The organism is Rhizobium leguminosarum bv. trifolii WSM2297 (genome assembly GCF_000271845.1).
The window spans coordinates 542,235-565,552 of record NZ_JH719393.1 but is presented as its reverse complement, the minus strand read 5'-3'; the positions used below and the strand labels follow the sequence as shown (position 1 = coordinate 565,552).

The window sequence follows — 23,318 nt, the reverse complement described above, 5'->3', positions numbered from 1 at the left end:
TAAAATGACAAAAGAACCTACGACCAAAACGAACTATTCTCGGCGCGACGCACTGCGCCTGATGGCAGCAGGCGGTATTGCATGCTTCGCTGCCCCCAACCTGATCGGCAAGCCTGACATTGCCTGGGCAGCGGACAAGAAACCTGCCGGTCGCGTCGTGGTAGGGCTTTCGCAGGAGCCGACCGTCTTCAATCCGCTCATGGCACATATCGAAACGGACGATGCGGTCCACTTCTCGCTCTTCGACGCCCTCTTTCGCATAGATCCGGGCGGCGTGCTCCAGCCCAATCTTGCGCTAGAAGTGCCCACGCAGAAGAACGGTGGCATCTCGGGAGATGGCCTGAACTGGCGTGTTCGCCTGCGTGATGATGTTCGCTGGCATGACGGCAAGCCGTTTACGGCTGAGGACGTGAAGTTCACGCTTGAACTGATCACCAATCCGAAATTCCGAGCCTGGCGCACAGGCGGCCATTCGCTGGTGCGCGACCTCACGGTGGTTTCGCCAACTGAAATCACCTGGCGGATGGAGCAGGTCTTCGCTCCTTATCTCTCGTTTCTCACCGAGACCTTCATAGTACCAAAGCACCTTTTCGAGAATGAGGCCGATCCGAATGCAGCAGCCTTCAATCAGGCACCCGTTGGCACCGGTGCCTTCAAGTGGACCCAGCGTGTTGCCGGCGACCATCTCGAACTGGCAGCGAACCCCGATTATTTTGGGGACGGCCCTTATGTCGAACAAGTCATCTTCAAATACATTCCGGACCAGACGGTGCTCTACACCCAATTCAAGAGCGGCGACATCGACCTTACAGACCAGGCGTACATCACACCAGACCACTACGATGAAGCCAGCAAGTTGCCTGCCCGTGTGGTGAGCCTGGTGCCCGGTGCCTCCGTCGAATCGCTCTATCTCAATCTTGAGCGGCCGCAGTTCAAGGAACTTGCGGTGCGCCAGGCACTCTATGCCGCAATGGACAGAAAGGCGATCATCGACGCCCTTTATTTCGGCGTGGTGACAACGACGGAAACTTTCATGCCGAAGGAGTCGTATTATTTCAATCCGAACCTTCCGGCGCAGGAATTCAATCTCGACGCCGCACGCAAGCTCCTCGACGACGCCGGCTGGGTACCGGGATCGGATGGGATCCGTGAGAAGAATGGAGTGAAGCTGGCGTTCAACAATTCGACGACATCGGGCAATAATCTCCGCGAGCAGGTGCAGCAGTTCCTGCAGCAGACATTCGCGGAAATCGGCGTCCAGATGACCATCTCGAATTTGCCGGCCGCAGTCATGTTCGGCGAATTCTGGTTGAAGTCACAGTTCGATACGGCAATCTCGGGCGTTACGCATCTCATCGCCGCGGACCCCGACGCCACCAACCGTCTTGCGAGCAGCGCGATCGCCGCGAAGGGTGGAAAGGGATCGAACGTCGGCCAGTATTCCAATCCGGAAGTGGATGCGCTGCTCAAGAAGGGTGCCCAGACCTTCGATCCGGAAGCACGTCGTGAAATCTATTTCCGTATTCAGGAAATCGTGCGTCAGGACCTTCCCTTCCTTCCGCTGTTTGCCGCCACCTATGTGGTTGGCACGAAGGAAGGTCTTGAAGGTTGGCAACCGAACACAAACACGCGCACGGCATCATGGCATGCTGCCGGTTGGCACTGGAAGAGCTGAGTTAACCTAACGTCGCCGCCGCGCGTCGTGGCGGCGGCCTCTCTATTGACGCTATCACAGGGAGAGCTGAATGCGTAGCTTCCTACTAAACCGGTTCGCTCAGAGCCTAGTACTGCTCCTGATCGTTTCCGTCATTGGCTTCGTGGTGCTCAACCTGATTCCCGGCGGCCCTCTGGCACAATTTGGGCTCGATGCGAGCATGACGCAGGATGACTTGAACCGATTGGCGGAACAGTTGGGCCTGAACCGTCCATTGTGGATGCAGTATCTGGATTGGGCCTGGCGCCTTTTGAAAGGAGACTGGGGCCACTCCTTCCGCGACGGGGCGCCAGTTCTCGAGGTGATTGGACGGCACCTTATCGCAACTCTGTTGCTGATGGGATCGTCCACGGTTATCGCGATCGCCATCGGAACGTGGATCGGTGTTCGCGGCGCCATAAAGCGTTATTCGATCTTCGACTATATGGCGACGGTTGGTGCGATGGTGGCCCTTTCGATCCCGACTTTCTGGTTCGGCCTGATCGGCATCTACGTCTTCTCGCTCAGACTTGGCTGGCTCCCAGCCGGCAACATGTACACGATCGGCGACGAGTCCTTTCTGAACTATCTCCACCATCTTATTCTGCCCAGCGTCGTGCTCGCCCTGGTGCATGTGGCCATCTGGAGCCGCTACATGCGAACGGCTACTCTCGACGTTATCAATCAAGAGTTCGTCAAGACAGCGCGCGCCAAAGGACTGAGTGAACGCCGGATCCTGTTCAAACATGTCATCGGCAATGCGCTTCTGCCGATGATCACACTCCTTGGGATGCAGCTTCCCAGCGTCCTGACGGGTGCTTTGGTCACCGAGACGGTGTTCACCTGGCCGGGGATGGGGCGCCTGTTCCTCGACAGCCTGGGCTACAGCGACTACCCGGTGGTGATGGGATTGCTCATGTTCTCAGCGATCCTTGTCGTGGTGAGCAACCTGGCCGCCGACATCGTTGTCGCCATCATCGATCCACGTATTCGTCTGAGTTAAGCGCCATGAACGCTCATCAGGAGTCAGCCATCATGACTGCCATTACCGCAAATTCACCCCGGGAACGCTGGTGGAACAGCCGAACCGCGCGCCGTTTCGTAAAGCACCATCTGGCCCTCATCGGCATGGTGATGATCGTCATCCTGACGCTGGCATGTGTGTTGGGACCCCACCTGTTGCGGTACGATTCGCTTTATATCGATCTGCGCGCCCGCTTCGCTCCGCCGTTTACCGGCCAGCACTATCTGGGCACCGACCCGCTGGGGCGAGACCTGGCTGCCCGGTTGTTCATGGCGGGCCGCATTTCGCTCCTGGTCGGCTTCTCGGCGATGCTGTTGTCGACGTTGATCGGAACCGTTGTCGGTGTGGTGGCGGGATATAGGGGTGGCCTGATCGGCACGGTGCTGATGCGTGCCGTGGATGGTTTCCTTTCCTTCCCGTCCATCTTCCTCGTGCTTGCTCTTGCCGCTGCGCTGAAGCCAAGCCCGATCATGATTACGGTCGTCATCGCTGCTACCAGTTGGATGGAAGTTGCCCGCATCGTCGAGGCCGAGGTCCGCTCCCTGCGCGAGCGTGAATTCGTACTGGCAGGCCGCATGCTGGGACTGAGCGCAACGCATATCATGTTCCGCGAGATCCTTCCCAATGCCATAGGTCCGATCATCGTCGCTGCCACCCTGACTGTCGCCCGGGCGATCCTGATGGAAGCTTATATCAGCTTCCTCGGCTATGGAATTCAGCCGCCGTTGCCCAGTTGGGGCAATATGCTGAACGGCGCACAGCAATATCTTGGGACGGCACCGTGGCTCGCGATCATTCCCGGCGCCGCCATAACGATCGCCGTAACCAGCTTCAACTTCATCGGCGACGGACTACGCGATGCGTTCGATGTTCGCGGCGACCACAGCTAAGAGAACCATCATCTCGGGCGGCGCCAAAAGGCGATGACGTTCGCGGAAGGCTGGCGGAACAGAGTCGACCTCATCGCCGCGCCAAGGGTCGGAAGCGTTGCGCTCGCGCCCACCAATAATTGAGCTTTATCGTTCCTGTCGGAGATGACTGGAGCACGATGCCAGAGGAATAGCGACTATGCCGGTCCAGATTCAGAAAGTAAGTGATAGTTCCGCGTTTCCAACCGAGGTCGACGTCGTCGTCATCGGGGCGGGGATCGTTGGTACCTGCACGGCCTATGAGCTCGCCCGTAAAGGGGTATCCGTTGCTCTGCTCGAAAAAGGTATCGTCGGTGGCGAGCAATCGAGCCGCAACTGGGGATGGGTCCGCCAGCAGAACCGCGATCTCTATGAACTTGCGCTCGCCATGTACAGTCTTCGGCGCTGGGAGGAATTGGGCGCGGAAATAGGCCGGGATCTTGGTTTTCGTCGAAGTGGGATCCTTTATTGCACCAAGAACGAAGCGGATGTTGCCCGTTGGGAAACGTGGGGCCAGGCTGCACGCGCTCAAGGCTTTCACAGCCAGATCCTCAGTGCTTCCGAGGCCAATGAACGAGCTTCTGGCGGCACGTCCTCCTGGGTCGGCGGAGTTTGGTCTCCGACCGATGGGCGAGCAGAGCCCAGCCTTGCCGTACCTGCCATCGCTGAGGCCGCGAAGGAAAACGGCGTATCACTCCATCAAAACTGCGCCGTTCGGGGTCTTGATATTGCCAACGGCCGGGTCACGGGCGTGTGGACCGAGCGAGGGCTCGTGAAAGCCAGCACCGTTGTTTGCGCCGGCGGAGCATGGGCTTCCCGCTTTTCTCATCGATATGGGGTAGAGCTGCCCGTCGCGAACATCGCCGGAACCGCAATTAAGACAACTCCCGCGCCCGAAATCATTCAAGCAGGATGCCTCTCGGCGTCAAACTTCGTGTTGCGGCGTCGGACAGACGGCGCCTACACGATTGCCGTGCCGGGACGTGGTACGCTCGACATCACTCCGCGGGGAATGCGATACGCGTTCAAATTCTACCAGATGTACCGCAGCAAGATCGGCAAGAAGCTGAAGTACCGCCTGAACGGCAGCTTCTGGAATGGGCCCGATGCTTCCAGTAGCTGGGAGAACGATGAAATCTCGCCGTTTGAAAAGAACCGCATTCTGGATCCTGCGCCCGACGGGGAACTCGTGAAGCTCGCATTGAAGAACCTTGAAAGCGAATACCCAGCGCTCAAGGGAATTGGCGTCGAGCGCGCATGGGGAGGGCTCATCGATACTTCGCCAGATCTCGTCCCCGTTATTTCAAAAGTAGAACAACTGCCTGGTTACGTGATAGCGGCGGGGTTCAGCGGACACGGCTTTGCCATCGGACCGGGGGCAGGCCGGTTGGTCAGCGAGATCGTGATGAACGAGACCCCGATCACGGACATCTCACCCTACAGGCTGAGCCGGTTCAGCGACGGGTCTGCAATCAGACGACCGGAAATGATGTAGCGATCGACGTTGGTTGCAGTCCAAGGTGCTGCTGTCGGTGTGCACAAACGGGCATCAGATCGGCAATGGGTCGGGATATCAATCAGACAGAACCGGCTTCAAGATTCTCGTCGAGCGGGATCAGTTTCAGGAGCTAATCATAGGGAGCTTAACAGTGGTCCTCGAGCGCTACACCGTGCCACGCCTCATCCGGGAACGAGCATTTATAGACCCGGAAAAGTACCTGAAATGGTACGAGGAAAGCGTCGAGAACCCGGACAAGTTCTGGGGCAAACACGGCAAGCGGATCGACTGGTTCAAGCCCTATAGCAAGGTCAAGAATACGTCCTTTACCGGCAAGGTTTCGATCAAGTGGTTCGAAGACGGCCAGACCAACGTCTCCTACAATTGCATCGACCGCCATCTGAAGACGAATGGCGACCAGGTGGCGATCATCTGGGAAGGCGACAATCCCTATATCGACAAGAAGGTCACCTATAACGAGCTCTATGAGCATGTCTGCCGGACGGCGAATGTGCTGAAGAAACACGGCGTCAAGAAGGGCGATCGCGTCACCATCTACATGCCGATGATCCCGGAAGCGGCTTACGCGATGCTTGCCTGCGCCCGCATCGGTGCGGTGCATTCGGTGGTGTTCGGCGGTTTCTCGCCCGAGGCCCTGGCCGGACGCATCGTCGACTGCGAATCCACCTTCGTCATCACCTGTGACGAAGGTCTGCGCGGCGGCAAGCCGGTGCCGCTGAAGGATAATACCGATACGGCGATCCATATCGCCGCCCGCCAGCATGTTCATGTCAGCAAGGTGCTGGTGGTGCGCCGCACCGGCGGCAAGACCGGCTGGGCCCCGGGCCGCGACCTCTGGTATCACCAGGAACTTGCCACGGTGAAGGCGGAATGCCCGCCGGTGAAGATGAAGGCGGAAGATCCGCTGTTCATTCTCTATACCTCAGGCTCGACCGGCAAGCCGAAGGGCGTGCTGCACACAACCGGCGGTTATCTCGTCTATGCGGCGATGACGCATGAATATGTCTTCGACTATCATGACGGCGACGTCTACTGGTGCACCGCCGATGTCGGCTGGGTCACCGGCCACTCCTATATCGTCTATGGGCCGCTCGCCAACTGCGCGACGACGCTGATGTTCGAGGGCGTGCCGAATTTCCCCGACCAGGGCCGTTTCTGGGAAGTTATCGACAAGCACAAGGTCAATATCTTCTATACCGCGCCGACGGCGATCCGCTCGCTGATGGGTGCCGGCGACGACTTCGTCACCCGCTCCTCGCGCTCCTCGCTGCGCCTGCTCGGTACCGTCGGCGAGCCGATCAACCCGGAAGCCTGGGAATGGTATTACAATGTCGTCGGCGACAAGCGCTGCCCGGTCATCGATACCTGGTGGCAGACGGAAACCGGCGGCCACATGATCACGCCGCTGCCCGGCGCCATCGATCTGAAACCCGGCTCGGCGACGGTGCCGTTCTTCGGCATCAAACCTGAGCTGGTCGATAATGAGGGCAAGGTGCTGGAAGGGGCGGCCGACGGCAATCTCTGCATCACCGACAGCTGGCCCGGCCAGATGCGCACGGTCTATGGCGACCACGATCGCTTCATCCAGACCTATTTCTCCACCTACAAGGGGAAATATTTCACCGGCGACGGCTGCCGGCGCGATGCGGATGGCTATTACTGGATCACCGGGCGTGTCGACGATGTGTTGAACGTCTCTGGCCATCGGCTGGGCACCGCAGAGGTCGAATCGGCACTTGTCTCACACCACCTGGTTTCGGAAGCCGCGGTTGTTGGTTATCCGCATCCGATCAAGGGCCAAGGCATTTATTGCTATGTGACGCTGATGGCCGGTCACGAAGGAACGGATACGCTTCGCCAGGAACTGGTGAAACACGTGCGTGCCGAAATCGGCCCAATCGCCGCACCCGACAAGATCCAGTTCGCGCCCGGCCTGCCGAAGACCCGCTCCGGCAAGATCATGCGCCGTATTCTCCGCAAGATCGCCGAAGACGATTTCGGCGCTCTCGGCGATACCTCGACGCTCGCCGATCCGGCCGTCGTCGACGATCTGATCGCCAACCGGCAGAATTCGACAGGTGGCTGCGCGTAGTGGCGATGGAAGTGGAACGCTCTCCGTCGGTTGGATCCACTACATCGCTTTTAATGTTCCATAATGTTGATTATGCCACATTTGCAACTTACAATTGTATTATTGCACTTACTCAACGCCGCACTTTACTCTCCCCGTCTGACTGGCGCCAGGGAGTGACGATCTAATCCTGATTGGCGGCCACCGGCAAACTACCTTCGGAATGACGGGTTTCGGTATGCCGGGCGGCAGCGACGACGCGGCGTTTTGCGCGGATGGCGTGCCATTGCTGGTCGATCAGGACGCCGATCAAGATCACGCCGCCCATGACGGCGAAATTCAGCGACGACGGGATACCAAGCAGGTTGACGAGATTCTGCAGCTCCTGGAGCAGAACCGTGCCGAGCACGACGCCGACGATCGAGCCCTCACCGCCGCGGAGCGAAAAGCCGCCGAGGACGGCGGCGGCAATCGCGTAGAGTTCGTAGAACTGGCCGTGGCTCGCCGGCGAGATTGAGCGCGTATACATGGCGAAATAAATCGCCGAAAGCGCCGTCAGCAGCCCGCAGATGACATAGGCCGACATCACCATGCGGCCGGTACGGATACCGGAATAGCGGGCGGCTTCCTCATTCTTGCCGATCGCATAGAGATAACGCCCGAAGACGGAGCGATGCAGCATGATCCACATGACCACGGCGATGATGACGAGCGCAATGAAGGTGTTCGGAACGCCGTAGAACCGTCCGGCGGTCAGGAATTCGAGGTCCGGGAAATTTTGACCAAAGGCAAAGCCCGCCGTCCCGTCAGCAGTGTAGAAGCGCGCTGCCCCACGATAAATCAAAAGGCCGCAGAGGGTGACGACGAAGGGCTGCAGGTTGAGGCGGGTGATCAGCCAGCCGTGGACGGCGCCGATGACCGCGCCAAGCGCGAGAATAAGCGGCAGCGCCAGCATCCATGACATATCCTGAACCGCGATGAAATCGACGAACAGCACGCCGAGAAGCGCGACCAGCGAACCTACGGAAAGCTCGATACCGCCGGTAATGATGACAAAGGCCTGGCCGATCGACAGGATGCCGAACAGACCGATCAGATTGGCGGTGTTGGCCAGGTTGATCGGCAGCAGGAAGCGCGGATTGATGATCGCGACGACGATGCCGACGACGACGATCAAAAGCAGCAGTCCGAGATCTTTTTTGACCATTCGAGATCCATTCCCCGATACTTATAGATTGGCCGCGGCCGCTATTTTACCCTTTTACCGACCGCAAGCAAAAGCACGCTTTCCTGGCTGAATTCGTCCTCTTCCAAAATGCCGGCGATCTGGCCCTCGTGCATCACGGCGATGCGGTCGGAGACGCCGATCACCTCTTCCATGTCGCTTGAGATCATCAAGATCGCGACCCCGGCATCGGCAAGGGCTCGCATCAGGCCGTATATCTCGTTCTTAGCGCCGATATCGATGCCGCGCGTCGGCTCGTCGAAGATCATCACCCTCGGGCTCATCGACAGCCATTTGGCAAGCACCACCTTCTGCTGGTTGCCGCCGGACAGAGTGCCGGTTCGCGTCGAAACCGAGGGCGCCTTGATCGCGAGGCGAACCCGCTGCTTTTCGGCCGCCGCCGTCTCCCGTTCGGCAGAAAGCATGAATCGGCTGGAAAGCTTGGGAAGATCAGCAAGGGTGATGTTCTGGGCGATCGGGAAATCGAGAAGAATGCCGTTGCGCTTGCGATCCTCCGGCACCAGGAAAATGCCGCGAGCGACGGCGTCGCGGGCGGAACGGACGGAAATTTCCTTCCCATCCTGCAGGATGCTTCCACCGTAGCTTCGGTCGATGCCGAAGAATACCCTTGCAAGCTCGGTGCGGCCCGATCCGACGAGGCCAGCAAGCCCCATGATTTCTCCATAGCGGATTTCCAGATCGACGGGACGGCCGGGATAGGCCTCGGTGCGCACGCCGCTTGCCTTCAGCGCAACCGAGCCGGGCGAGCGCTGCGGTTTTGCGGTCCGGGCCGCAAGCACCCGGCCGATCATCAGCTTGACCATCTGGTCGTGGCCGATGTCGTGCCTGGCCAGCGTGCCGACAAGTGTGCCGTCGCGCAGCACCACAACCCGGTCTGCGACACGCTCAACCTCGTGGAGGCGATGCGAGATGAAAATGACACTGATGCCATCCGCTTTCAGCGACTTAATAATGCTCAGGAGCCGTTCGGTCTCAGCCAGCGGCAGGCTGGAAGTCGGTTCGTCGAAAATGACGAGCCTGGCGTTGATGGAGAGCGCCTTGGCGATTTCCACCATTTGCTGCTCGGCAAGGGAAAGCGACGCCACCGGCGTGTCGGCCGAAAAATGGGCCCCTACGCGCTTCAGGAGCGGCTTGACCATGTCTCGCAACCGATCGCGGTCGACGAGTTTGAAAGGACCCGCCTTCAGCGGTTCGCGGCCGAGGAAGATATTGGCCGCGACGTCGAGATTGTCGAAGAGATTGAGCTCCTGATGCACAAAGGCGATGCCGGATGAGATGCTCGATTCAACCGTGAGAGAACGAAGCTCCGCACCGTCAAGCAGGATCGTGCCTCGGTCGGGGGCGATAACGCCGCCGAGAATCTTCATCAGTGTCGATTTTCCAGCACCGTTCTCGCCGACGAGGCCAATGACCTCCCCCGGCAGGATGTCGATCGACAGGCCCTCGAGCGCAACCACGCCCGGATAGGTCTTGCCGACGCCGGAAAGCGACAGGAACGGCGTTGCAGGCGCGTCCGGTGACGGAATATCGGAGCTATGGTTCATCGCCTGTCCATGGCTGCTGCTGCGGTATCGGCATGAAACGCGTCTTTCGCGGCAGCGGCAAGCGCCGCCGCCGCGAAGGACGGTTATTTTCCGGCCATGGCCTTCAGGCTGGCGGCATATTTATCAACGTCATCCTTGCCGATGATCACCGTCGGAATGATGATCAAGCCGTTGCTGGGAACGCCTGATTTGTCGCCTTTGAGGTAGGCGGCCATCAGCTTCATGCCCTGATATGCCCACTCGAACGGCTGCTGCACGACGGTCGCCGCGATCGTGCCTTCCTTGACGCCGCCGAGCGTGATCGGGTCGTCGTCGAAGCCGACGACGGTGATCTGGCCGAGTTTGCCGGCGTCGCGCAGCGCTTCATAGATGCGCGGCGTATTGTAGGAATAGAAGCCGACCATGCAGGTGACGTCGGGGCTGGCCACCAGCGCATCCTCGACGTTCTTCTTTGCGCGCGTCTGGTCGATATCGTCGCCGCGCACATCCGTCAGCTCGATCTTCGTGCCCTTCAGTCCGTCCTTCATGCCCTGGATGCGTTCCTTGGCATTGTCGGCGCCGAGCAGACCGACGAAGCCGATGCACTTGCCGCCATCCGGCATCGCCTTCTTGGCGATTTCGGCGGCCTGCATGCCGGCATCGACATTGGATGAGCCGATATAGGCGACGCGGTTGGTCTGCGGCGCGTCACTATCGGTGGTGAAGAGAGCGGTCTGCGAGCCGATCTTGTTCAAGCCGTCCGTCTGGGTTTTGGGATCGACTGCGGAGACCATGACGCCCTTGACGCCGGCACTGACCAGGTCTTCCATCAGGCGTTGCTGAACGGCGACCGATGCCTGCTCAGGATATTTCAGCTCCATCTGGTAGTCCGGCATCTCGGCCTGTGCCTTCTTTACGCCGGCCTCAGCGGCCTTCCAGAAGTCGGACGCTCCGTTGACGACGAATGCAAGTGTCGGCTTGTCGGCGGCATGCGATACCGCAGCCGGCGCCGCGCTCAGCATCAAACCGGCGAAGAACAGGGCTGCATGGCGTTTCAGCTGTTTCATAATACACCTCCCGAGGGGCCGCAGGCATGGGCCCGTTTTCGACTTACGGCCGGCCGGATGCGCCCCCTCCCAGGGCCGTCGCAAGGCGACGAGTGGCATTGGTTCCGATCGCTCCGTGACGGTATAGAAGAATTTTAATTAGTAAATAGTATTATCAATTCAGATCAAAACATTTCATCGTGAACGAACCAGAATGCAATTTTGTACTGGCAATGGCCCAGTAACTTGCGGGATTGCAGCAGTTGATGCAATTGCCAGCGCTTTCAGATAGATGCTAATAGTAATTACCAAAACGGCAAACCCAGGCGAGACAGTTCCCGCGGATGCGACGACCCAAGGCCCAAAAGAGCAATGAGCCCGCCGTGGACAAGCCTGCCCGCGTGACGATGATGGATATCGCCGCGGCGGCTGGCTGCTCGCAGGCAGCCGTCTCCTTCGTTCTCAACGACACGCCCGGCACCCGTATCTCGCAGCAGACCCGCGACCGCGTCTGGGAGGCAGCGCGCGCGCTCGGCTATACCGGGACGACTTATACGTCGAAGGCCTCCTCTTATTCAGGACTGGACAATGTGATCGGCTTTGCGGTGGATCAACTCGCCACCAGCCCTGAAGCGATCGTTGCGATCGAGGGCGCGCGGCAAGCCTCGTGGAATGCCGGCAATGTCCTTTTGGTCGCCCAGACGCTCAGTGATCCCGTCATGGAACCGAAAGCCATCAAGGCGTTGACGAGCGGCGGCATATCGGCGCTGATCTATATGACGATCTATACCCGCCAGGTGGAGCTTCCTTCCTATGTCAGCAAGCTCAACATCCCGACGGTCCTGCTGAATTGTTATACGGCGGACCATGCTTTTCCGGCCGTCGTGCCGAGCGAGATCGCGGGAGGGCAAAGCTCTACCCGGCATCTGATCACACACGGACACCATCGCATCGCGACGATCACCGGCGAAATCTGGATGCAGGCCGCGCAGGACCGGCTGACGGGATATCGCCGCGCGCTGGCGACCGCCGACATACCCTTCGATCCGGAATTGGTCATTGAAGGCGACTGGTCGGCCGGTGCCGGCTATGCCGCCACGATGAAACTGCTTGCCCTGAAAGAGCCGCCGACCGCGATTTTCTGCCAGAACGACCGCACCGCCATCGGCTGCTACGAAGCGCTTAAGGATGCAGGGCTCCGCATTCCCCAGGACATGTCGGTGGTGGGTTATGACGACGAAGAAATTTCACGGCATCTCGTCCCCCCGCTGACCACGTCGGTCCTTCCACATCTTGCCATGGGGCAATGGGCGATCGAACATCTCAACCCGGAAACGATGCCCGGCAAGCGTTATCCAATTGCCAAGCTCGAATGCTCGCTCGTCAAGCGTCATTCCGTCGCCGCGCCGCGGGCCGAGGCGCGGCAGATGCTCGATGATTTAAATACCACGCCATAGGCGCCGGACCGAAGGCCGGCGGCGCTGGCTAGGGTAGATCAGCGAAGGTCCCCTCACCTGTCGGTCGTTCCCCCGACGGCGAAGGCGATGCTGACCGCACGGTTCACAGCCGCCGAAAGAACGGACATGTGAGTCTGGCCGGCATAAAGCTCGAATTCCGTACGCAATCCGTCGGCGGTGCTGTTCAGTCGCCCCGCCATCTCCTGCGCCAGGAGGATGGTCCGCTCCGTCTTCCTCTTCTCCAGGCGTATGGCGGCGTCGTCGTTCCGATACTGAAAGGGCGCCAGCTCGTCGCCTTCGTATTCTCCGGCGGACAAATGCAGGAAAGCCGCATTTCCCGGTATCAGTTGACGTTGCGCCTCATTGTTGAGGATTTCGCTGTTCTCCCAATAGATGGTTGGGCTGGCCGCAATCCAATTGGCAAACAGACCCGGACGTTCGAACAGGGCATAGAGCGTAAAGAGGCCACCGAAGGAATGCCCGAAAAGCGATCGGCGCAGCGGATCCAGGGTCACCATCTCCGCAATCCGCGGTATAAGCTCGCTCTCGATGAAATCCACCAGTTTACCGGTCCCTCCGATGACAACCGGGGGACCGCCCTCAACGAAGGGTGGATAGGATTTGACCGGCGGAGGACCGAGGTCCCAGGATCGGCGGAGCGCATCATAAGGCTCGTCGGAGGGGTAACCGATCGCAGCGATCACCCCCCAACCGACATTCGTCCCGGTGGGATAAGGCGCCTGTGTCACCAGGCTGGCAACCGCGAAGGGAAAAGTGGCGTTGCCGTCGGTCATCACGAGAAGCGGCCACCCTTCCGCCGGCGGTTTCTCCGCCGGAATGGACAGGAATATGCGATAGGGCTCGCCGCCTGCCGCCGGCGCCAGATCGAAAAAGCACGTTCCGGGCATTGAATAGACGCTGACGGGATTAGTCATGAGAACGTTTTCTGATGTTTGCATAAGAGGATTGGTGAGAGTTGATGTGCCGCTCTTAATCGACGATGACGTGCGGCACGAAACGCGACAGGTTGGCGGTTATGCGCGAGCGGTCTTCGCGAACGGCAAGGCCGCAGGCGCGATCGCCGACAACCCAGCTGCCGAGCACGGCGAAGCCGCCGTCGCTTTCGAAAAGCGGGGCATAGGCCTGAACGACGAAGCCTTCCTCGCCGTAATCGCCGGGCGCGGACATCAATTCCCGGCCATCCCGGAATATCGTGACGTTCTCGCCTTCTCGCGACAGCAGCGGTTTGCGCACATAGTCGCTCAAGGCTGAGGCCGCCGGGTCGTCGACAAAATAGCTGGGCAGCAGGTTGGGGTGATTGGGGTAGCGCTTCCAGAGCAGAGGCAGGAGCCCCTTGTTGGAAAGCACGGCCTTCCAGGCGGGCTCGATGAAAACATCGCCGGAGCGCGCAAGCTCGCGGGCGAACGGCTCGCGCAGCATGAATTCCCAAGGATATAGCTTGAAGCAACGGTCGATCACCCGATCCTGGAGGTCGGTGTAACGGCCCTGCGCGTCGATGCCGATCTCACGTATGTCCAGAAGCTCAACGCGATGGCCGGCCTGCACGGCACAGTCCATCAGATAAACTGTCGTGCCGCGATCCTCTTCATTGTCGGTCATCACAGCGAAGTGGAAGATCGGCCCTTTGGGAAATTGCTCGAACGCCTCGACCAGGCTTTCCTGCAAGGAATTGTACTGATCCGCGTCATCGGGCAAGACCCCCAACGCTACCTGGTCGGTCAGCCAGTTGAATTGGAAATAGGCCGTCTCGAACACCGAAGTCGGGGTATCGGCGTTGTATTCGAGCAATTTGGCGGGGCCATTGCCGTCATAGGCAAGATCGAACCGGCCGTAGAGGTGCCGGTCGCCGCGCTGCCAGGAGCGCTGCACGACGTCGCGCAGATCTTCCGGAATGGCCAGCCTGTCGAGCGCCTCTTCGCTTTTGACGATATCACCGACCATATCCATGCACATGTCGTGCAATTCCTGGCTCGGTTCTTCGATCTGCGTCTCGATCTCATCGAGCGTGAAAGTATAGGCGGCATCATCGAGCCAGTAGGGCTCGCCGTACATGACGTGAAAGCCGAAGCCGACGGCGCGCGCCTTGTCACGCCAGTCGGGACGGGCCGGAAGGGTGATGCGTTTCATGTCAGCCGCCGAAACTGAACGACGAACGGCCACCAAAGCCTTGACGGGCGACGGTGCGGGTATTGACGTTGACCGGCTTGACAGTCTGGCGCGAGGGCGCAGTCACACTGTCGTTGCCCGTGCCGCCTGAGCGAACCGTCGTTGTCACAGTCTGCCCCGAACGATTGCGATAAATCGGCGTCGAACCGTAATAGTAGCCACTGTCCACTTGGCGCTGGCGATAAACATTGTAGTCGCCGATGTTGTTCAGTGCCGAGGACAGCATGTAGCCCGCCAGGAACGGCATGAAGAAGCTGCCGCTTCCACCGGTATTGTTGGGGACTGTATTGGCCGGCTGCTCCGTGCAATGGCCCGAGCCGTATTCGGCCTCGCAGGCGGCCATGCCGTTGAAACGCGGCGCGGTGGCGAGATGAGCCCGCATGGCGTCCTGATAGCTGGCCTGGCAGACCTGCCGGTCCATGCCGGATGCCACGCATTGGTCGACGGAGGTGAACATGACCTCCGAAGGCGTCTGGTCGCCACAACCGGATAGCGCTAGGGTCGAGGCAGCGATCGTGCCAATGGCCAGGAAAGGACGTCTGTGCCCGCTCTTACGTCTGCGCATCGTTCCCCTCCCCTCAATAAGTCATGCAGGCGGCATTGAGAATACCGATGACCAGTGCGATGCCGCCGCCCCATATGCCTGCGGCGATATTGTCGGCAGTGATCTTCTCATGCAGGTCCGTCATGGTGAAATTCGCGATGTAGTAAGCAAGGATCTGCGCCAGGATGCCAATCACCGCCCATATGATGTAATCGATGATGCTGACCGAATTGGCTGCGGCCGAAGCCAGAGGCAGGCTGAAACCGACAAGCGCTCCGAGGAATGCGGTAACGGCGGAAAGATTGCCGGCGCGAATGAGCTGGACCTCGGCTTGCGGCGTGAGCCATGTGTAAATCACCGAAAAAACGGTAAAGGCGCCAAGACCGACGGCGAAATAACCAAGGAAGGCAGGCAGACCCGCCACGTAATCGAGCATTGAAAAACTCCTCCGTCAAAAATTGATAGGGTGTCAGACGCGACGAACATCGGCTGGCGCAAGCCCATAGCCGATCAGAAATTCCACCGAGCTACCCGCCTGCCTCTGTCCGAGATCGAGGTCGCGCTCGACATTGATCAGAAGCATTTCACGCGTCGAACCAAGCGGGCGATAATACAACATGCAGGTCTGGTGAATGGAGCGCTGCTCTTCACCATCGTCGACCTTTTCGACAAACTCCACCAGTTGGGCGCGCTCCGGGCCTTCACCCCAGAAGCGGCTATAGAGGATACCGTCGGCATCGTAGGATGGCTGGCCGATCAGGCCGTCCGGGCCGGTCCAACGGTTCCATTCGCTTTGCCCGGCAGGCACGACGCTGTCCCAAGGCTGATAAAAGCTGATGTCGTCGACGGCATCACCCGGCTGGCCCGACGTCGACATCACCTGAATCATCCGGTGGTCTTCATCGTAGTAACGCGACAGAACCGTCGCGGCATCGAGCGAAACCTGACCGTAGCCGGCAATGATGAAGGGGCCGCTCAGCGGCAGCGGCATGGCCGGCTCGCCGCCCAAGGCCTCGGCTTCGAGGGAGAGGAAATCGATCTCCAGGGCCCCGCCGATGGCGGCGCTCAAGGGACCAAGTTCTCTGGGTAAAGGGCTTTCGTTCTTGTCTCTGCCGAACCAGCCGATCATGATGCGTCTCCCATTCGAGCCCAAGCGATGGCAGCGGGATCTAGCCGCATTCCGCTTATGTAGTAAAGGGTTTCGCCGCCCCGCATCAGCACCTCGTCCCGGCAATTCAGGTCGGTGATGCCCTGGCTCAGTAAGCCCACCAGCGTGACATTGTGCTCACGCTTGAGGCTCAAAAACACGTCTCCATAGAGCAGAGGCCGTTGCAAAGACGGGACCGGCAGCGAAAAGGCCGTGTCGGTCGAGGCGGCCGACAGCAGCCGTGCGGCGACCTCCGAAGAGCCCGGATCCCGGGCTGCACGCGACAGCAGCTCCTCGGCGAGTGAGCCCACCGCCTCGACGCGCGGCCGGAGTTGCTTGACCATCTGAGCTGTGCGGTCGTCGGCGAAATAAGCCACGATATGGGCGTTGGGCGCATTGCCCTCGGCAATCAGCACTGCGGCCAGCGTCTCGTCGTCATTTGCGCCGCGCGCGATGATTGCGCGCGCCTGTGCCACTCCGGCCCTCACCAGAGCGTCGGCATCGGAAAGCCGCTCGGTTCTGATATAGTCGGCGTAATCGCTGGCGGGATTTTCCGCCAGATCCTTGGCAACGAGAACGCTCATCGGTTCGTGAGCCTCTCGTTCGGCATGCAGCAGCCGCAGCGTCTGGTGCGTCTGTCCCTCTTGCCAGCCCAGGACGATGACATGGCCGGTGCGTTCACTGTAGTCACCCAATCCGCGCATGCGGTTCCTCCAGATCGTGCCGATCGTTGTCAACAATTTGCCAAGAACAGCGGTGAAGATGGCAATACCGCCGGGAAGAACGACGAGGACGGCAATGATCCGCCCAGGTCCCGATTTTGGGGAAAGATCGCCATAGCCGACAGTCGTTGCTGTCACCATATAGTAGTAAAGAAAATCGATCGGGTTGCCGACGAGATCGCCTTCGCCGGCCAGCATAAAGAGCAGGTAAGAGGCGGCCAGATGGATCACGAGAAGAATAAAAAGGGCGGACCAGGCCAATTCGCTGAGCGAGAGATATACGCGCCGCAGTAATGAAGCGATAAATGGCACGCGATTCGCCCCCGTTCCCAGTGCCTACCCTAGCGAAATTTATTTAGCGCGCCACCCCTTTAAGTGGCATATCGAATACCCAGATATTTTTTCGAAATTCTAACTGATGGAGGACTTTTTGGAGACCTGGAACCTCACCACCTTAACGCGCTTGTTCGCCGCCGATCCGGAGGCACTCGGCGATGTGGATGTCGCCGTACCCGAACAGGGCGACGTCCTATGCGTCACTCTCAAGGAAAAAGGCGATCTCGACGTCTTCGTCGCAGTGAGCGGGGAGCGTGATATCCTTGTCAGCGCTGTTCTGGTGCCGTGCAAGGACATACCCAATCGCGAAGCCTTCGAACGCATGGTGCTCAAGACGCACAAGTTCGTACCGCTCTCCAGCTTCGGCATCACCACGATCGACGGTGAGGAATGGTATGAATTGTTCGGATCGCTGTCAGCACGCTCGTCCGCCGACACGGTCGTCGAAGAGGTGGCAATTCTGGCTGCCAATGCCGTCGATGCGGCACATATGATTGAAGAATGGAAAAGCGGGGAGATTGCAGCGTGAGCACCTGGGGAAAGATTTTCACCGCCATTCGCGGCGGCATCAACGAGGCAGCGGAAGCTGCCGCCGACAACCAGTCCATGCGCATTCTTGACCAGGAAATCCGCGACGCTGAGCAGTCGCTGCGCCGGGCGCGATCCGATCTGGCCGGCATCATGGCCTCAAATAAGAGCGTTATGCGCCGGCTTGACGAAAACCGCGCAAAGGAGACCAAGGATACCGACAGCGCCCGCGCTGCGATCTCGGCGGGCCGCACCGATCTCGCTCAGGGTCTGGCTCAACGCATCGCCACCAGCCGTGCCGAAGTGCAGCGCGACCAGGAAGAGCTCGATCGGCTGCTGCCGCGCCAGCAACAGATGCTGCGGACGATCCAGGACACCGAAGCACGCATTGCCCAGATGAAGCGTGAAGTGGAGAACGTCAAAGCCAACGAGTCGCTGCTGCGCGCGCAGTCGGCGATTGCCCATAACCAGTCGGGCATCAATACCCGCCTTGGCAGCGCCGTCGAAAGTCTCGAACGCATCAAGAAACGCCAGGAAATCACTGCCGGCCGCATTGAAGCCGGTGCTGAACTGGCCGCACTGGAAAACGGCGGCGATCTCGATCGTCAGCTGCGCGAAGCCGGTATTGGCGGCTCGAGCCATTCGGCCGACGATATTCTCGCCCAACTGATGCTGCCTAGACAGTCGGCCGAGCCCGTTTTGCTGCCGGCGCCCACCGGCACCAAAAGCTGACAATCCTCGGGGAGCGGCAGCCCTGGCTGCCGCTCCCGCCACGCCTGCGGATTGGAGCGCCCGGTTTGCAACCGGACGTCTCAATGTCAAATATTGACATTGACTAATGGATACGGAACAATTCATTCAGAAATTTGAAGGAGGGCGCGGCGTGACCAGCAGCCTGCATGTCAGCTTGCCCGATGAGATGCGCGCCTTTGTCGATATGCGCGCCAACGGGAAGAGCCAATATACGACGCCAAGTGAATACGTGCGCGCCCTTATTCGCGAAGATATGGCACGCGAAGAAGACCGCCGCTATGCCATCCGCTCGCTGCTGCGGGCGGAAGACGAATTCCGGGGTGGAGAGATGTTACCCCTTTCTGCGCTGGACGCCGTCGATGCCGAATTGGATAAAGAACTGCGCTAGTGGCTCCCCGCATTCTCATCCTACCGACTGCGCTTGATAATTATCGTCTGGCCGTCCGCGAAACAGCGCGGAGATGGTCCACCGCACAGGCAAAGGCGTACGGCCGCCTGCTGCGGGCGGGATTTGAAAGCATCCCCGAAGCCTACGCCCGCGTGAGGACAACGAGCGACGAGCGCGTCGGGAATTCGCTCTTCCGATTGCACAAAATCGAGCACCATTACGCCGTCTACATTGTCGCTGACGATGCAACCTTCGTCATTGCCGCAGTCTTGCACGAGCGGATGGACGTTCCTGCACAGCTGCGGGCAATCGAACGATTGACCGACAGAGAGTATGAAGCGCTGATGGGACATCCTCGCTCGAAGACTTGAGGACGGTCGACCATGAGGAGTCCACCGGACACAATAGGCCGGCATTCGCGGGCCTTTTTCCTCGTCTTCCTCCGCACGAGTAAAACGGCGCTCGCGCGCCATCTCGACGATGCCGGCCGGCATAAGCGAGAGCATGTCGTCGCTTCTTAACTGACGCCGAGAAACTGTTTCAGCTCTGCCGTCTGCGGGTTGGTGAAGACGTCCTCCGGCCGGCCGATTTCGTGGACGCGGCCCTGATGCATGAAGACGACGCGGCTGCAGACGTCGCGGGCGAACTTCATTTCGTGGGTGACCATCAGCAACGTCATTCCCTCGGCGGCGAGCCCGCGCACGACGGCCAGAACTTCGGCGACCAGCTCCGGATCGAGCGCCGAGGTGATCTCGTCGCAAAGAAGTGCTGCCGGCTGCATGGCAAGCGCACGGGCGATGGCGACGCGCTGCTGCTGGCCGCCCGAGAGCTCATCCGGATAAGCGTCGAACTTGTGGCCGAGCCCCACCCGCTCCAGCATTGTGCGGGCGATGGCCTCGGCCTCGGCCTTCGGGGTCTTCTTGACCACGGTCTGCGACAGCATGACGTTGCCGCCGGCCGTCAGGTGCGGAAAGAGGTTGAACTGTTGAAAGATCATGCCGACCTTGAGGCGCAGGGCTTTCAGATGCACCTCGTCATCGAGGAGCTGCGCGCCTGCGACGGAGATCGAACCGTCGGTAATGGTCTCCAGGCCATTGATGCAGCGAAGCAGGGTCGACTTGCCCGAACCGCTCCTGCCGATAATGGCGATGACTTCACCCGCCTCCACATCGAGATTGATACCTTTCAGCACCTCTGTGGTTCCGAAGCTCTTGCGGACTTCAGTGATTGCGATGAGCGACATTGAGCTTCCTTTCCAGGATCTGGCTGCTTTTCGACAAAGGCCAGCAAAGGACGAAGTAGATGAGGGCGACGAGCCCGTAGACGGTGAAGGGCTGGAAGGTGGCATTGGTGACCACGGTGCCGGCTTTCGACAGTTCGACGAAGCCGATGATCGAGGTCAGCGCCGTACCCTTGACGATTTGAACGGAGAAACCGACCGTGGGTGGTATGGCGACCCTCAGCGCCTGTGGGAGGATGACGTAACGCATCTGCTGCAACCGTGCCATGCCGAGGCTGGCGGAGGCTTCCCATTGACCCCTCGCAACCGCTTCGACGCAGCCGCGCCAGATTTCGGCGAGAAAGGCGGCACTCCACAGGGTGAGCGCCAATCCCGCCGCAAGCCAGGCCGGGACGTCGATTCCAAAAAGGCCGAGACCGAAAAAGGCGATGAACAGTTGCATCAGCAGCGGCGTGCCCTGGAAGAGCTCGATATAATATTTCGCAAGCACGCTGAATGCCTTGCGCTTGCTGATACGCAGGAACAGCAATCCCAGTCCGACCGCGCCGCCGCCGATGAACGAGACGAGCGAGAGCAGGATGGTCCAGCGGGTGGCGAGCAGCAGGTTACGCAGAATGTCCCAGAGTGTGAACTCGATCATCGCGCCGTTCTCCTCGGGAAAATGAACCCGCCGACCACCCCGAGCAGCTGCCGGAGCAGGATTGCCAGCACGAGATAGATTGATGTCGAGACGATGTAGGCCTCGAAGGCGCGGAAGGTTCGCGATTGTATGAAGTTCGCGGCGAAGGTCAGATCCTCGGCGGCGATCTGCGACACGACCGATGAGCCGAGCATAACGATGACGACTTGCGACGATAGCGCCGGCCAGATGCGCTGCAAGGACGGCACGAGCACGACATGGCGGAAGGTTTCGAAGCGTGTCATGGCGAGGCTTTGGCCTGCCTCGAACTGGCCTTTCGGGGTCGCCTGGATGCCCGCGCGGATAATCTCGCAGCTATAGGCACCGAGGTTGATGACCATCGCGAGGTTGGCGGCCGTCAGCTCAGGCAGCTGGAGGCCAAGCGACGGCAGACCGAAAAAGATGAAAAACAGCTGGATCAGGAACGGCGTGTTGCGGATCAGTTCGACATAGGTCGCAATGACAGGCTTCAGCCAGACGGGCCCGAGCGCGCGCACCCAGGCGCAGAAGATGCCGAGCGAAATGCCGAGCACTCCGCCAATGGCGATAAGTTCCAGGGTGACCAGTATACCCTTGATGATCTCAGGGTAATATTGAAGCAGCCAGCCGAATTCGAAATGATAGCTCACGGATTTGTCCCCTCTTGCGGTGACGGTGCGTCGTCATCCCGCGGGCGGGCGCGGGATGACGTCCGTAGGACGGGGTTCCTCAGAGATCCGACGGGAGGTCGGCGCCGAGCCACTTCTGCGATATGGCGTTCAACGCGCCATCGGCCTTGGCGGCAGCGAGGATGCCGTTGACCTTCTCCAGAAGAGCCGGCTGCTCCTTGTTGAGACCGATATAGCAGGGCGAATTCTTGATCAGGAATTTGAGCTCGGGGCGTTTGGGGGGATTTTTGGCGAGGATCGCGGCGGCCACGACGTTGCCTGTCGCGATGATGTCGACCTGGCCCGATAGAAACGACGAGATGGTGCCGTTATTGTCCTCGTAGCGCTTGATCGTCGCGTCGGCCGGCGCGATCTTCGTCAGTTCCAGATCTTCCACGGCGCCGCGTGTGACGCCGATGCTCTTGCCCGCGAGATCCTCAGCCTTGGCGATCGAAAGGTCGGCCGGCGCGAAAACGCCGTTGAAGAAGGGTGCGTAGGGGGCAGAGAAATCGATCACCTTTTCGCGCTCCGCATTCTTGCCGAGGCTGGATATCACCAGATCGACCTTATTCGTCTGCAGATAGGGGACGCGGTTGGCACTGGTAACCGGGACGAGCTCGACCTTGACGCCCAGCTTTTCGGCAATGAGATTGGCGACGTCGATATCGTAGCCCATCGGCGCCATATCGGTGCCGACGCTGCCGAATGGCGGGAAATCCTGCGGCACGGCGACGCGCAGCGTACCGCGCGCGGTGATGTCGGCGAGAGCATCGGCATGAGACGCGGAGCCGAAGCCGATAGTTGCCGCCAGGGTCGCAAGTGCGAAGAAGACTCGTCTTGTCAGCATACGTTAATGACTCCTTTGAAGTTGTGGTTTGTGAGGCCTGGGAGGTGAGGACACGGTCTTGGGAGGAAGTGACAGGGAACTGCGCAATTCCGAAAGCGGGTCTGGCCGCGTCGTGAGGTCGAGACCCATTTCGACCTCGTCGAGATGCTCGACAGAGAGCTCCGCAGCTCTGACGAAATCGCCCGCTTGCATGGCCTGGAAGATGCGGCAATGCCCGTCATGAGACTGTGCCGCATGAAATTCGGACTGATAGAGCATCGAAATGAGGATCGTCCTCGCGGTCAGGTCGCGAAGGATATCGATGATGACGGCGTTTCCGCTCAATTCCGCGATACGGATGTGAAAATCGCCCATTAAATAAGTCAGACGCTGACGGTCGCCCGCCGCCATCGCGCTTTTTTCCTCGTTCAAGTGGGCGTCGAGAGCTTTCTGCCCCTCGTCTGTTAGGACCCGCATGCTGCGCAGCAGTCCGGCCTCGATGACGCGCCGCGCCTCATAAACCGCAATCGCCTCTTCAGCGGATGGCTCGACAACAAACCAGCCCCGCCTCGGACTGACATGTACGATACCGCGTGTTTCCAGGCGCATCATGGCTTCACGAACGCGGGTCCGAGACACGCCGAAGAGCGATGCCAGCTGGTTTTCGCTGAGACGGGTAGCCGGCCGGATCTTGGCTGAAAGAATCCCGGAGACGATCGTTTCCTCGATGGTCTTCTGCGTGATCTCGGATGGCTGGCTATCTTGCATACAAGACAGCGAAGCAAGGCCCATGCCAAAACTCTGCGTCCAGAATTTCCAAGAGGTTTCGCATCC

Annotated in this window: 24 protein-coding genes; 10 read left to right on the top strand and 14 right to left on the bottom strand. The window is 59.7% G+C overall.

Going from position 1 to position 23,318, the window contains the following annotated elements; translation table 11 throughout:
* Nucleotides 1–4 precede the first annotated feature (4 nt).
* The 5 genes from RLEG4DRAFT_RS06445 (at nucleotide 5) to acs (ending at nucleotide 7,236) form a co-directional block, all read left to right on the top strand.
* Nucleotides 5–1,675 (top strand): peptide ABC transporter substrate-binding protein, encoded by a 1,671-nt coding sequence (locus RLEG4DRAFT_RS06445; RefSeq protein WP_003576220.1) that lies wholly within the window; start codon nucleotides 5–7, stop codon nucleotides 1,673–1,675.
* Between the two features lie 70 nt (nucleotides 1,676–1,745).
* Nucleotides 1,746–2,696: an ABC transporter permease gene (locus RLEG4DRAFT_RS06440; protein WP_003576218.1), complete on the top strand. Its 951-nt coding sequence runs from the start codon at nucleotides 1,746–1,748 to the stop codon at nucleotides 2,694–2,696.
* Between the two features lie 32 nt (nucleotides 2,697–2,728).
* Nucleotides 2,729–3,607 carry an ABC transporter permease gene (locus RLEG4DRAFT_RS06435; RefSeq protein ID WP_003576216.1) on the top strand — a complete coding sequence of 293 codons (879 nt, stop codon included), beginning with the start codon at nucleotides 2,729–2,731 and terminating at the stop codon, nucleotides 3,605–3,607.
* Between the two features lie 178 nt (nucleotides 3,608–3,785).
* Nucleotides 3,786–5,120, top strand: coding sequence for an NAD(P)/FAD-dependent oxidoreductase (locus tag RLEG4DRAFT_RS06430; protein WP_003576214.1), 1,335 nt, complete (start codon nucleotides 3,786–3,788; stop codon nucleotides 5,118–5,120).
* A 154-nt stretch (nucleotides 5,121–5,274) separates the two neighbouring features.
* Nucleotides 5,275–7,236 carry an acetate--CoA ligase gene (acs, locus tag RLEG4DRAFT_RS06425; RefSeq protein WP_003576212.1) on the top strand — a complete coding sequence of 654 codons (1,962 nt, stop codon included), beginning with the start codon at nucleotides 5,275–5,277 and terminating at the stop codon, nucleotides 7,234–7,236.
* Nucleotides 7,237–7,399: 163 nt separating this feature from the next.
* Here the strand turns inward: acs and RLEG4DRAFT_RS06420 are convergent, their stop codons facing one another.
* From RLEG4DRAFT_RS06420 to RLEG4DRAFT_RS06410, 3 genes are all read right to left on the bottom strand, one after another.
* Entirely contained in the window at nucleotides 7,400–8,422 is a 1,023-nt protein-coding gene (locus RLEG4DRAFT_RS06420) for an ABC transporter permease (protein WP_003576210.1), read from the bottom strand.
* A 41-nt stretch (nucleotides 8,423–8,463) separates the two neighbouring features.
* Nucleotides 8,464–10,005 carry a sugar ABC transporter ATP-binding protein gene (locus tag RLEG4DRAFT_RS06415; protein ID WP_003576208.1) on the bottom strand — a complete coding sequence of 514 codons (1,542 nt, stop codon included), beginning with the start codon at nucleotides 10,003–10,005 and terminating at the stop codon, nucleotides 8,464–8,466.
* 83 nt (nucleotides 10,006–10,088) lie between these two features.
* Complete coding sequence (locus RLEG4DRAFT_RS06410) at nucleotides 10,089–11,051, bottom strand: sugar-binding protein (protein WP_003576206.1); 963 nt, start codon at nucleotides 11,049–11,051, stop codon at nucleotides 10,089–10,091.
* A 323-nt stretch (nucleotides 11,052–11,374) separates the two neighbouring features.
* On the opposite strand from RLEG4DRAFT_RS06410, the gene RLEG4DRAFT_RS06405 reads away from it, so the two are divergent.
* Nucleotides 11,375–12,487, top strand: coding sequence for a LacI family DNA-binding transcriptional regulator (locus RLEG4DRAFT_RS06405; RefSeq protein ID WP_037093307.1), 1,113 nt, complete (start codon nucleotides 11,375–11,377; stop codon nucleotides 12,485–12,487).
* A gap of 53 nt (nucleotides 12,488–12,540) precedes the next feature.
* On the opposite strand, the gene RLEG4DRAFT_RS06400 is transcribed toward RLEG4DRAFT_RS06405, so the two are convergent.
* Genes RLEG4DRAFT_RS06400 through RLEG4DRAFT_RS06375 form a run of 6 tightly spaced genes read right to left on the bottom strand, consistent with a single transcriptional unit; the run spans nucleotide 12,541 to nucleotide 17,399 of the window.
* On the bottom strand, nucleotides 12,541–13,422 hold the full coding sequence (locus RLEG4DRAFT_RS06400) for an alpha/beta hydrolase (RefSeq protein WP_003576202.1): 882 nt from the start codon (nucleotides 13,420–13,422) through the stop codon (nucleotides 12,541–12,543).
* A gap of 55 nt (nucleotides 13,423–13,477) precedes the next feature.
* Nucleotides 13,478–14,635, bottom strand: a complete 1,158-nt coding sequence (locus RLEG4DRAFT_RS06395) for a glutathionylspermidine synthase family protein (protein WP_003576200.1) — start codon at nucleotides 14,633–14,635, stop codon at nucleotides 13,478–13,480.
* Nucleotide 14,636: 1 nt separating this feature from the next.
* A complete protein-coding gene (locus tag RLEG4DRAFT_RS06390) occupies nucleotides 14,637–15,239 on the bottom strand; it encodes a DUF1190 domain-containing protein (protein ID WP_003576199.1) in 603 nt (200 codons plus the stop codon).
* A gap of 13 nt (nucleotides 15,240–15,252) precedes the next feature.
* Nucleotides 15,253–15,654, bottom strand: coding sequence for a DUF350 domain-containing protein (locus RLEG4DRAFT_RS06385; protein WP_003576197.1), 402 nt, complete (start codon nucleotides 15,652–15,654; stop codon nucleotides 15,253–15,255).
* 33 nt (nucleotides 15,655–15,687) lie between these two features.
* Entirely contained in the window at nucleotides 15,688–16,347 is a 660-nt protein-coding gene (locus tag RLEG4DRAFT_RS06380) for a YjfK family protein (RefSeq protein ID WP_003576195.1), read from the bottom strand.
* Nucleotides 16,344–17,399 carry an ion channel gene (locus RLEG4DRAFT_RS06375; RefSeq protein ID WP_003576193.1) on the bottom strand — a complete coding sequence of 352 codons (1,056 nt, stop codon included), beginning with the start codon at nucleotides 17,397–17,399 and terminating at the stop codon, nucleotides 16,344–16,346. The genes RLEG4DRAFT_RS06380 and RLEG4DRAFT_RS06375 overlap by 4 nt, the downstream gene beginning before the upstream one ends.
* A 106-nt stretch (nucleotides 17,400–17,505) precedes the next feature.
* On the opposite strand from RLEG4DRAFT_RS06375, the gene RLEG4DRAFT_RS06370 reads away from it, so the two are divergent.
* The 4 genes from RLEG4DRAFT_RS06370 to RLEG4DRAFT_RS06355 all read left to right on the top strand — a co-directional run bounded on the left by RLEG4DRAFT_RS06370 (nucleotide 17,506) and on the right by RLEG4DRAFT_RS06355 (nucleotide 19,463).
* The gene (locus RLEG4DRAFT_RS06370) at nucleotides 17,506–17,952 is read left to right on the top strand and encodes a YjfI family protein (RefSeq protein ID WP_037093305.1); all 447 of its coding nucleotides are present in this window, start codon (nucleotides 17,506–17,508) and stop codon (nucleotides 17,950–17,952) included.
* The gene (locus RLEG4DRAFT_RS06365) at nucleotides 17,949–18,683 is read left to right on the top strand and encodes a PspA/IM30 family protein (RefSeq protein ID WP_003576189.1); all 735 of its coding nucleotides are present in this window, start codon (nucleotides 17,949–17,951) and stop codon (nucleotides 18,681–18,683) included. The genes RLEG4DRAFT_RS06370 and RLEG4DRAFT_RS06365 overlap by 4 nt, the downstream gene beginning before the upstream one ends.
* A gap of 151 nt (nucleotides 18,684–18,834) precedes the next feature.
* On the top strand, nucleotides 18,835–19,092 hold the full coding sequence (locus tag RLEG4DRAFT_RS06360; protein ID WP_003576187.1) for a ribbon-helix-helix domain-containing protein: 258 nt from the start codon (nucleotides 18,835–18,837) through the stop codon (nucleotides 19,090–19,092).
* Complete coding sequence (locus tag RLEG4DRAFT_RS06355) at nucleotides 19,092–19,463, top strand: type II toxin-antitoxin system RelE/ParE family toxin (protein WP_003576185.1); 372 nt, start codon at nucleotides 19,092–19,094, stop codon at nucleotides 19,461–19,463. The genes RLEG4DRAFT_RS06360 and RLEG4DRAFT_RS06355 overlap by 1 nt, the downstream gene beginning before the upstream one ends.
* A 146-nt stretch (nucleotides 19,464–19,609) precedes the next feature.
* On the opposite strand, the gene RLEG4DRAFT_RS06350 is transcribed toward RLEG4DRAFT_RS06355, so the two are convergent.
* From RLEG4DRAFT_RS06350 to RLEG4DRAFT_RS06330, 5 genes are all read right to left on the bottom strand, one after another.
* Entirely contained in the window at nucleotides 19,610–20,335 is a 726-nt protein-coding gene (locus tag RLEG4DRAFT_RS06350) for an amino acid ABC transporter ATP-binding protein (protein WP_003576182.1), read from the bottom strand.
* Nucleotides 20,313–20,972 carry an amino acid ABC transporter permease gene (locus RLEG4DRAFT_RS06345; protein WP_003576180.1) on the bottom strand — a complete coding sequence of 220 codons (660 nt, stop codon included), beginning with the start codon at nucleotides 20,970–20,972 and terminating at the stop codon, nucleotides 20,313–20,315. The genes RLEG4DRAFT_RS06350 and RLEG4DRAFT_RS06345 overlap by 23 nt, the downstream gene beginning before the upstream one ends.
* A complete protein-coding gene (locus RLEG4DRAFT_RS06340; protein WP_003576178.1) occupies nucleotides 20,969–21,640 on the bottom strand; it encodes an amino acid ABC transporter permease in 672 nt (223 codons plus the stop codon). The genes RLEG4DRAFT_RS06345 and RLEG4DRAFT_RS06340 overlap by 4 nt, the downstream gene beginning before the upstream one ends.
* Nucleotides 21,641–21,719: 79 nt before the next feature.
* Complete coding sequence (locus tag RLEG4DRAFT_RS06335; RefSeq protein WP_003576176.1) at nucleotides 21,720–22,505, bottom strand: transporter substrate-binding domain-containing protein; 786 nt, start codon at nucleotides 22,503–22,505, stop codon at nucleotides 21,720–21,722.
* A gap of 3 nt (nucleotides 22,506–22,508) precedes the next feature.
* Nucleotides 22,509–23,252, bottom strand: a complete 744-nt coding sequence (locus RLEG4DRAFT_RS06330) for a GntR family transcriptional regulator (RefSeq protein WP_037093449.1) — start codon at nucleotides 23,250–23,252, stop codon at nucleotides 22,509–22,511.
* Nucleotides 23,253–23,318 lie beyond the last annotated feature (66 nt).

Excerpts from the sequence above, each read along its gene's own strand:
- RLEG4DRAFT_RS06445 (WP_003576220.1), top strand. The coding sequence starts at position 5 with ATGACAAAAGAACCTACGACCAAAACGAACTATTCTCGGCGCGACGCA.
- RLEG4DRAFT_RS06440 (WP_003576218.1), top strand. The coding sequence starts at position 1,746 with ATGCGTAGCTTCCTACTAAACCGGTTCGCTCAGAGCCTAGTACTGCTC.
- RLEG4DRAFT_RS06435 (WP_003576216.1), top strand. The coding sequence starts at position 2,729 with ATGACTGCCATTACCGCAAATTCACCCCGGGAACGCTGGTGGAACAGC.
- RLEG4DRAFT_RS06430 (WP_003576214.1), top strand. The coding sequence starts at position 3,786 with ATGCCGGTCCAGATTCAGAAAGTAAGTGATAGTTCCGCGTTTCCAACC.
- RLEG4DRAFT_RS06420 (WP_003576210.1), bottom strand. The coding sequence starts at position 8,422 with ATGGTCAAAAAAGATCTCGGACTGCTGCTTTTGATCGTCGTCGTCGGC.
- RLEG4DRAFT_RS06415 (WP_003576208.1), bottom strand. The coding sequence starts at position 10,005 with ATGAACCATAGCTCCGATATTCCGTCACCGGACGCGCCTGCAACGCCG.
- RLEG4DRAFT_RS06410 (WP_003576206.1), bottom strand. The coding sequence starts at position 11,051 with ATGAAACAGCTGAAACGCCATGCAGCCCTGTTCTTCGCCGGTTTGATG.
- RLEG4DRAFT_RS06405 (WP_037093307.1), top strand. The coding sequence starts at position 11,375 with ATGCGACGACCCAAGGCCCAAAAGAGCAATGAGCCCGCCGTGGACAAG.
- RLEG4DRAFT_RS06400 (WP_003576202.1), bottom strand. The coding sequence starts at position 13,422 with ATGACTAATCCCGTCAGCGTCTATTCAATGCCCGGAACGTGCTTTTTC.
- RLEG4DRAFT_RS06395 (WP_003576200.1), bottom strand. The coding sequence starts at position 14,635 with ATGAAACGCATCACCCTTCCGGCCCGTCCCGACTGGCGTGACAAGGCG.
- RLEG4DRAFT_RS06390 (WP_003576199.1), bottom strand. The coding sequence starts at position 15,239 with ATGCGCAGACGTAAGAGCGGGCACAGACGTCCTTTCCTGGCCATTGGC.
- RLEG4DRAFT_RS06385 (WP_003576197.1), bottom strand. The coding sequence starts at position 15,654 with ATGCTCGATTACGTGGCGGGTCTGCCTGCCTTCCTTGGTTATTTCGCC.
- RLEG4DRAFT_RS06380 (WP_003576195.1), bottom strand. The coding sequence starts at position 16,347 with ATGATCGGCTGGTTCGGCAGAGACAAGAACGAAAGCCCTTTACCCAGA.
- RLEG4DRAFT_RS06370 (WP_037093305.1), top strand. The coding sequence starts at position 17,506 with ATGGAGGACTTTTTGGAGACCTGGAACCTCACCACCTTAACGCGCTTG.
- RLEG4DRAFT_RS06350 (WP_003576182.1), bottom strand. The coding sequence starts at position 20,335 with ATGTCGCTCATCGCAATCACTGAAGTCCGCAAGAGCTTCGGAACCACA.
- RLEG4DRAFT_RS06345 (WP_003576180.1), bottom strand. The coding sequence starts at position 20,972 with ATGATCGAGTTCACACTCTGGGACATTCTGCGTAACCTGCTGCTCGCC.
- RLEG4DRAFT_RS06335 (WP_003576176.1), bottom strand. The coding sequence starts at position 22,505 with ATGCTGACAAGACGAGTCTTCTTCGCACTTGCGACCCTGGCGGCAACT.
- RLEG4DRAFT_RS06330 (WP_037093449.1), bottom strand. The coding sequence starts at position 23,252 with ATGCAAGATAGCCAGCCATCCGAGATCACGCAGAAGACCATCGAGGAA.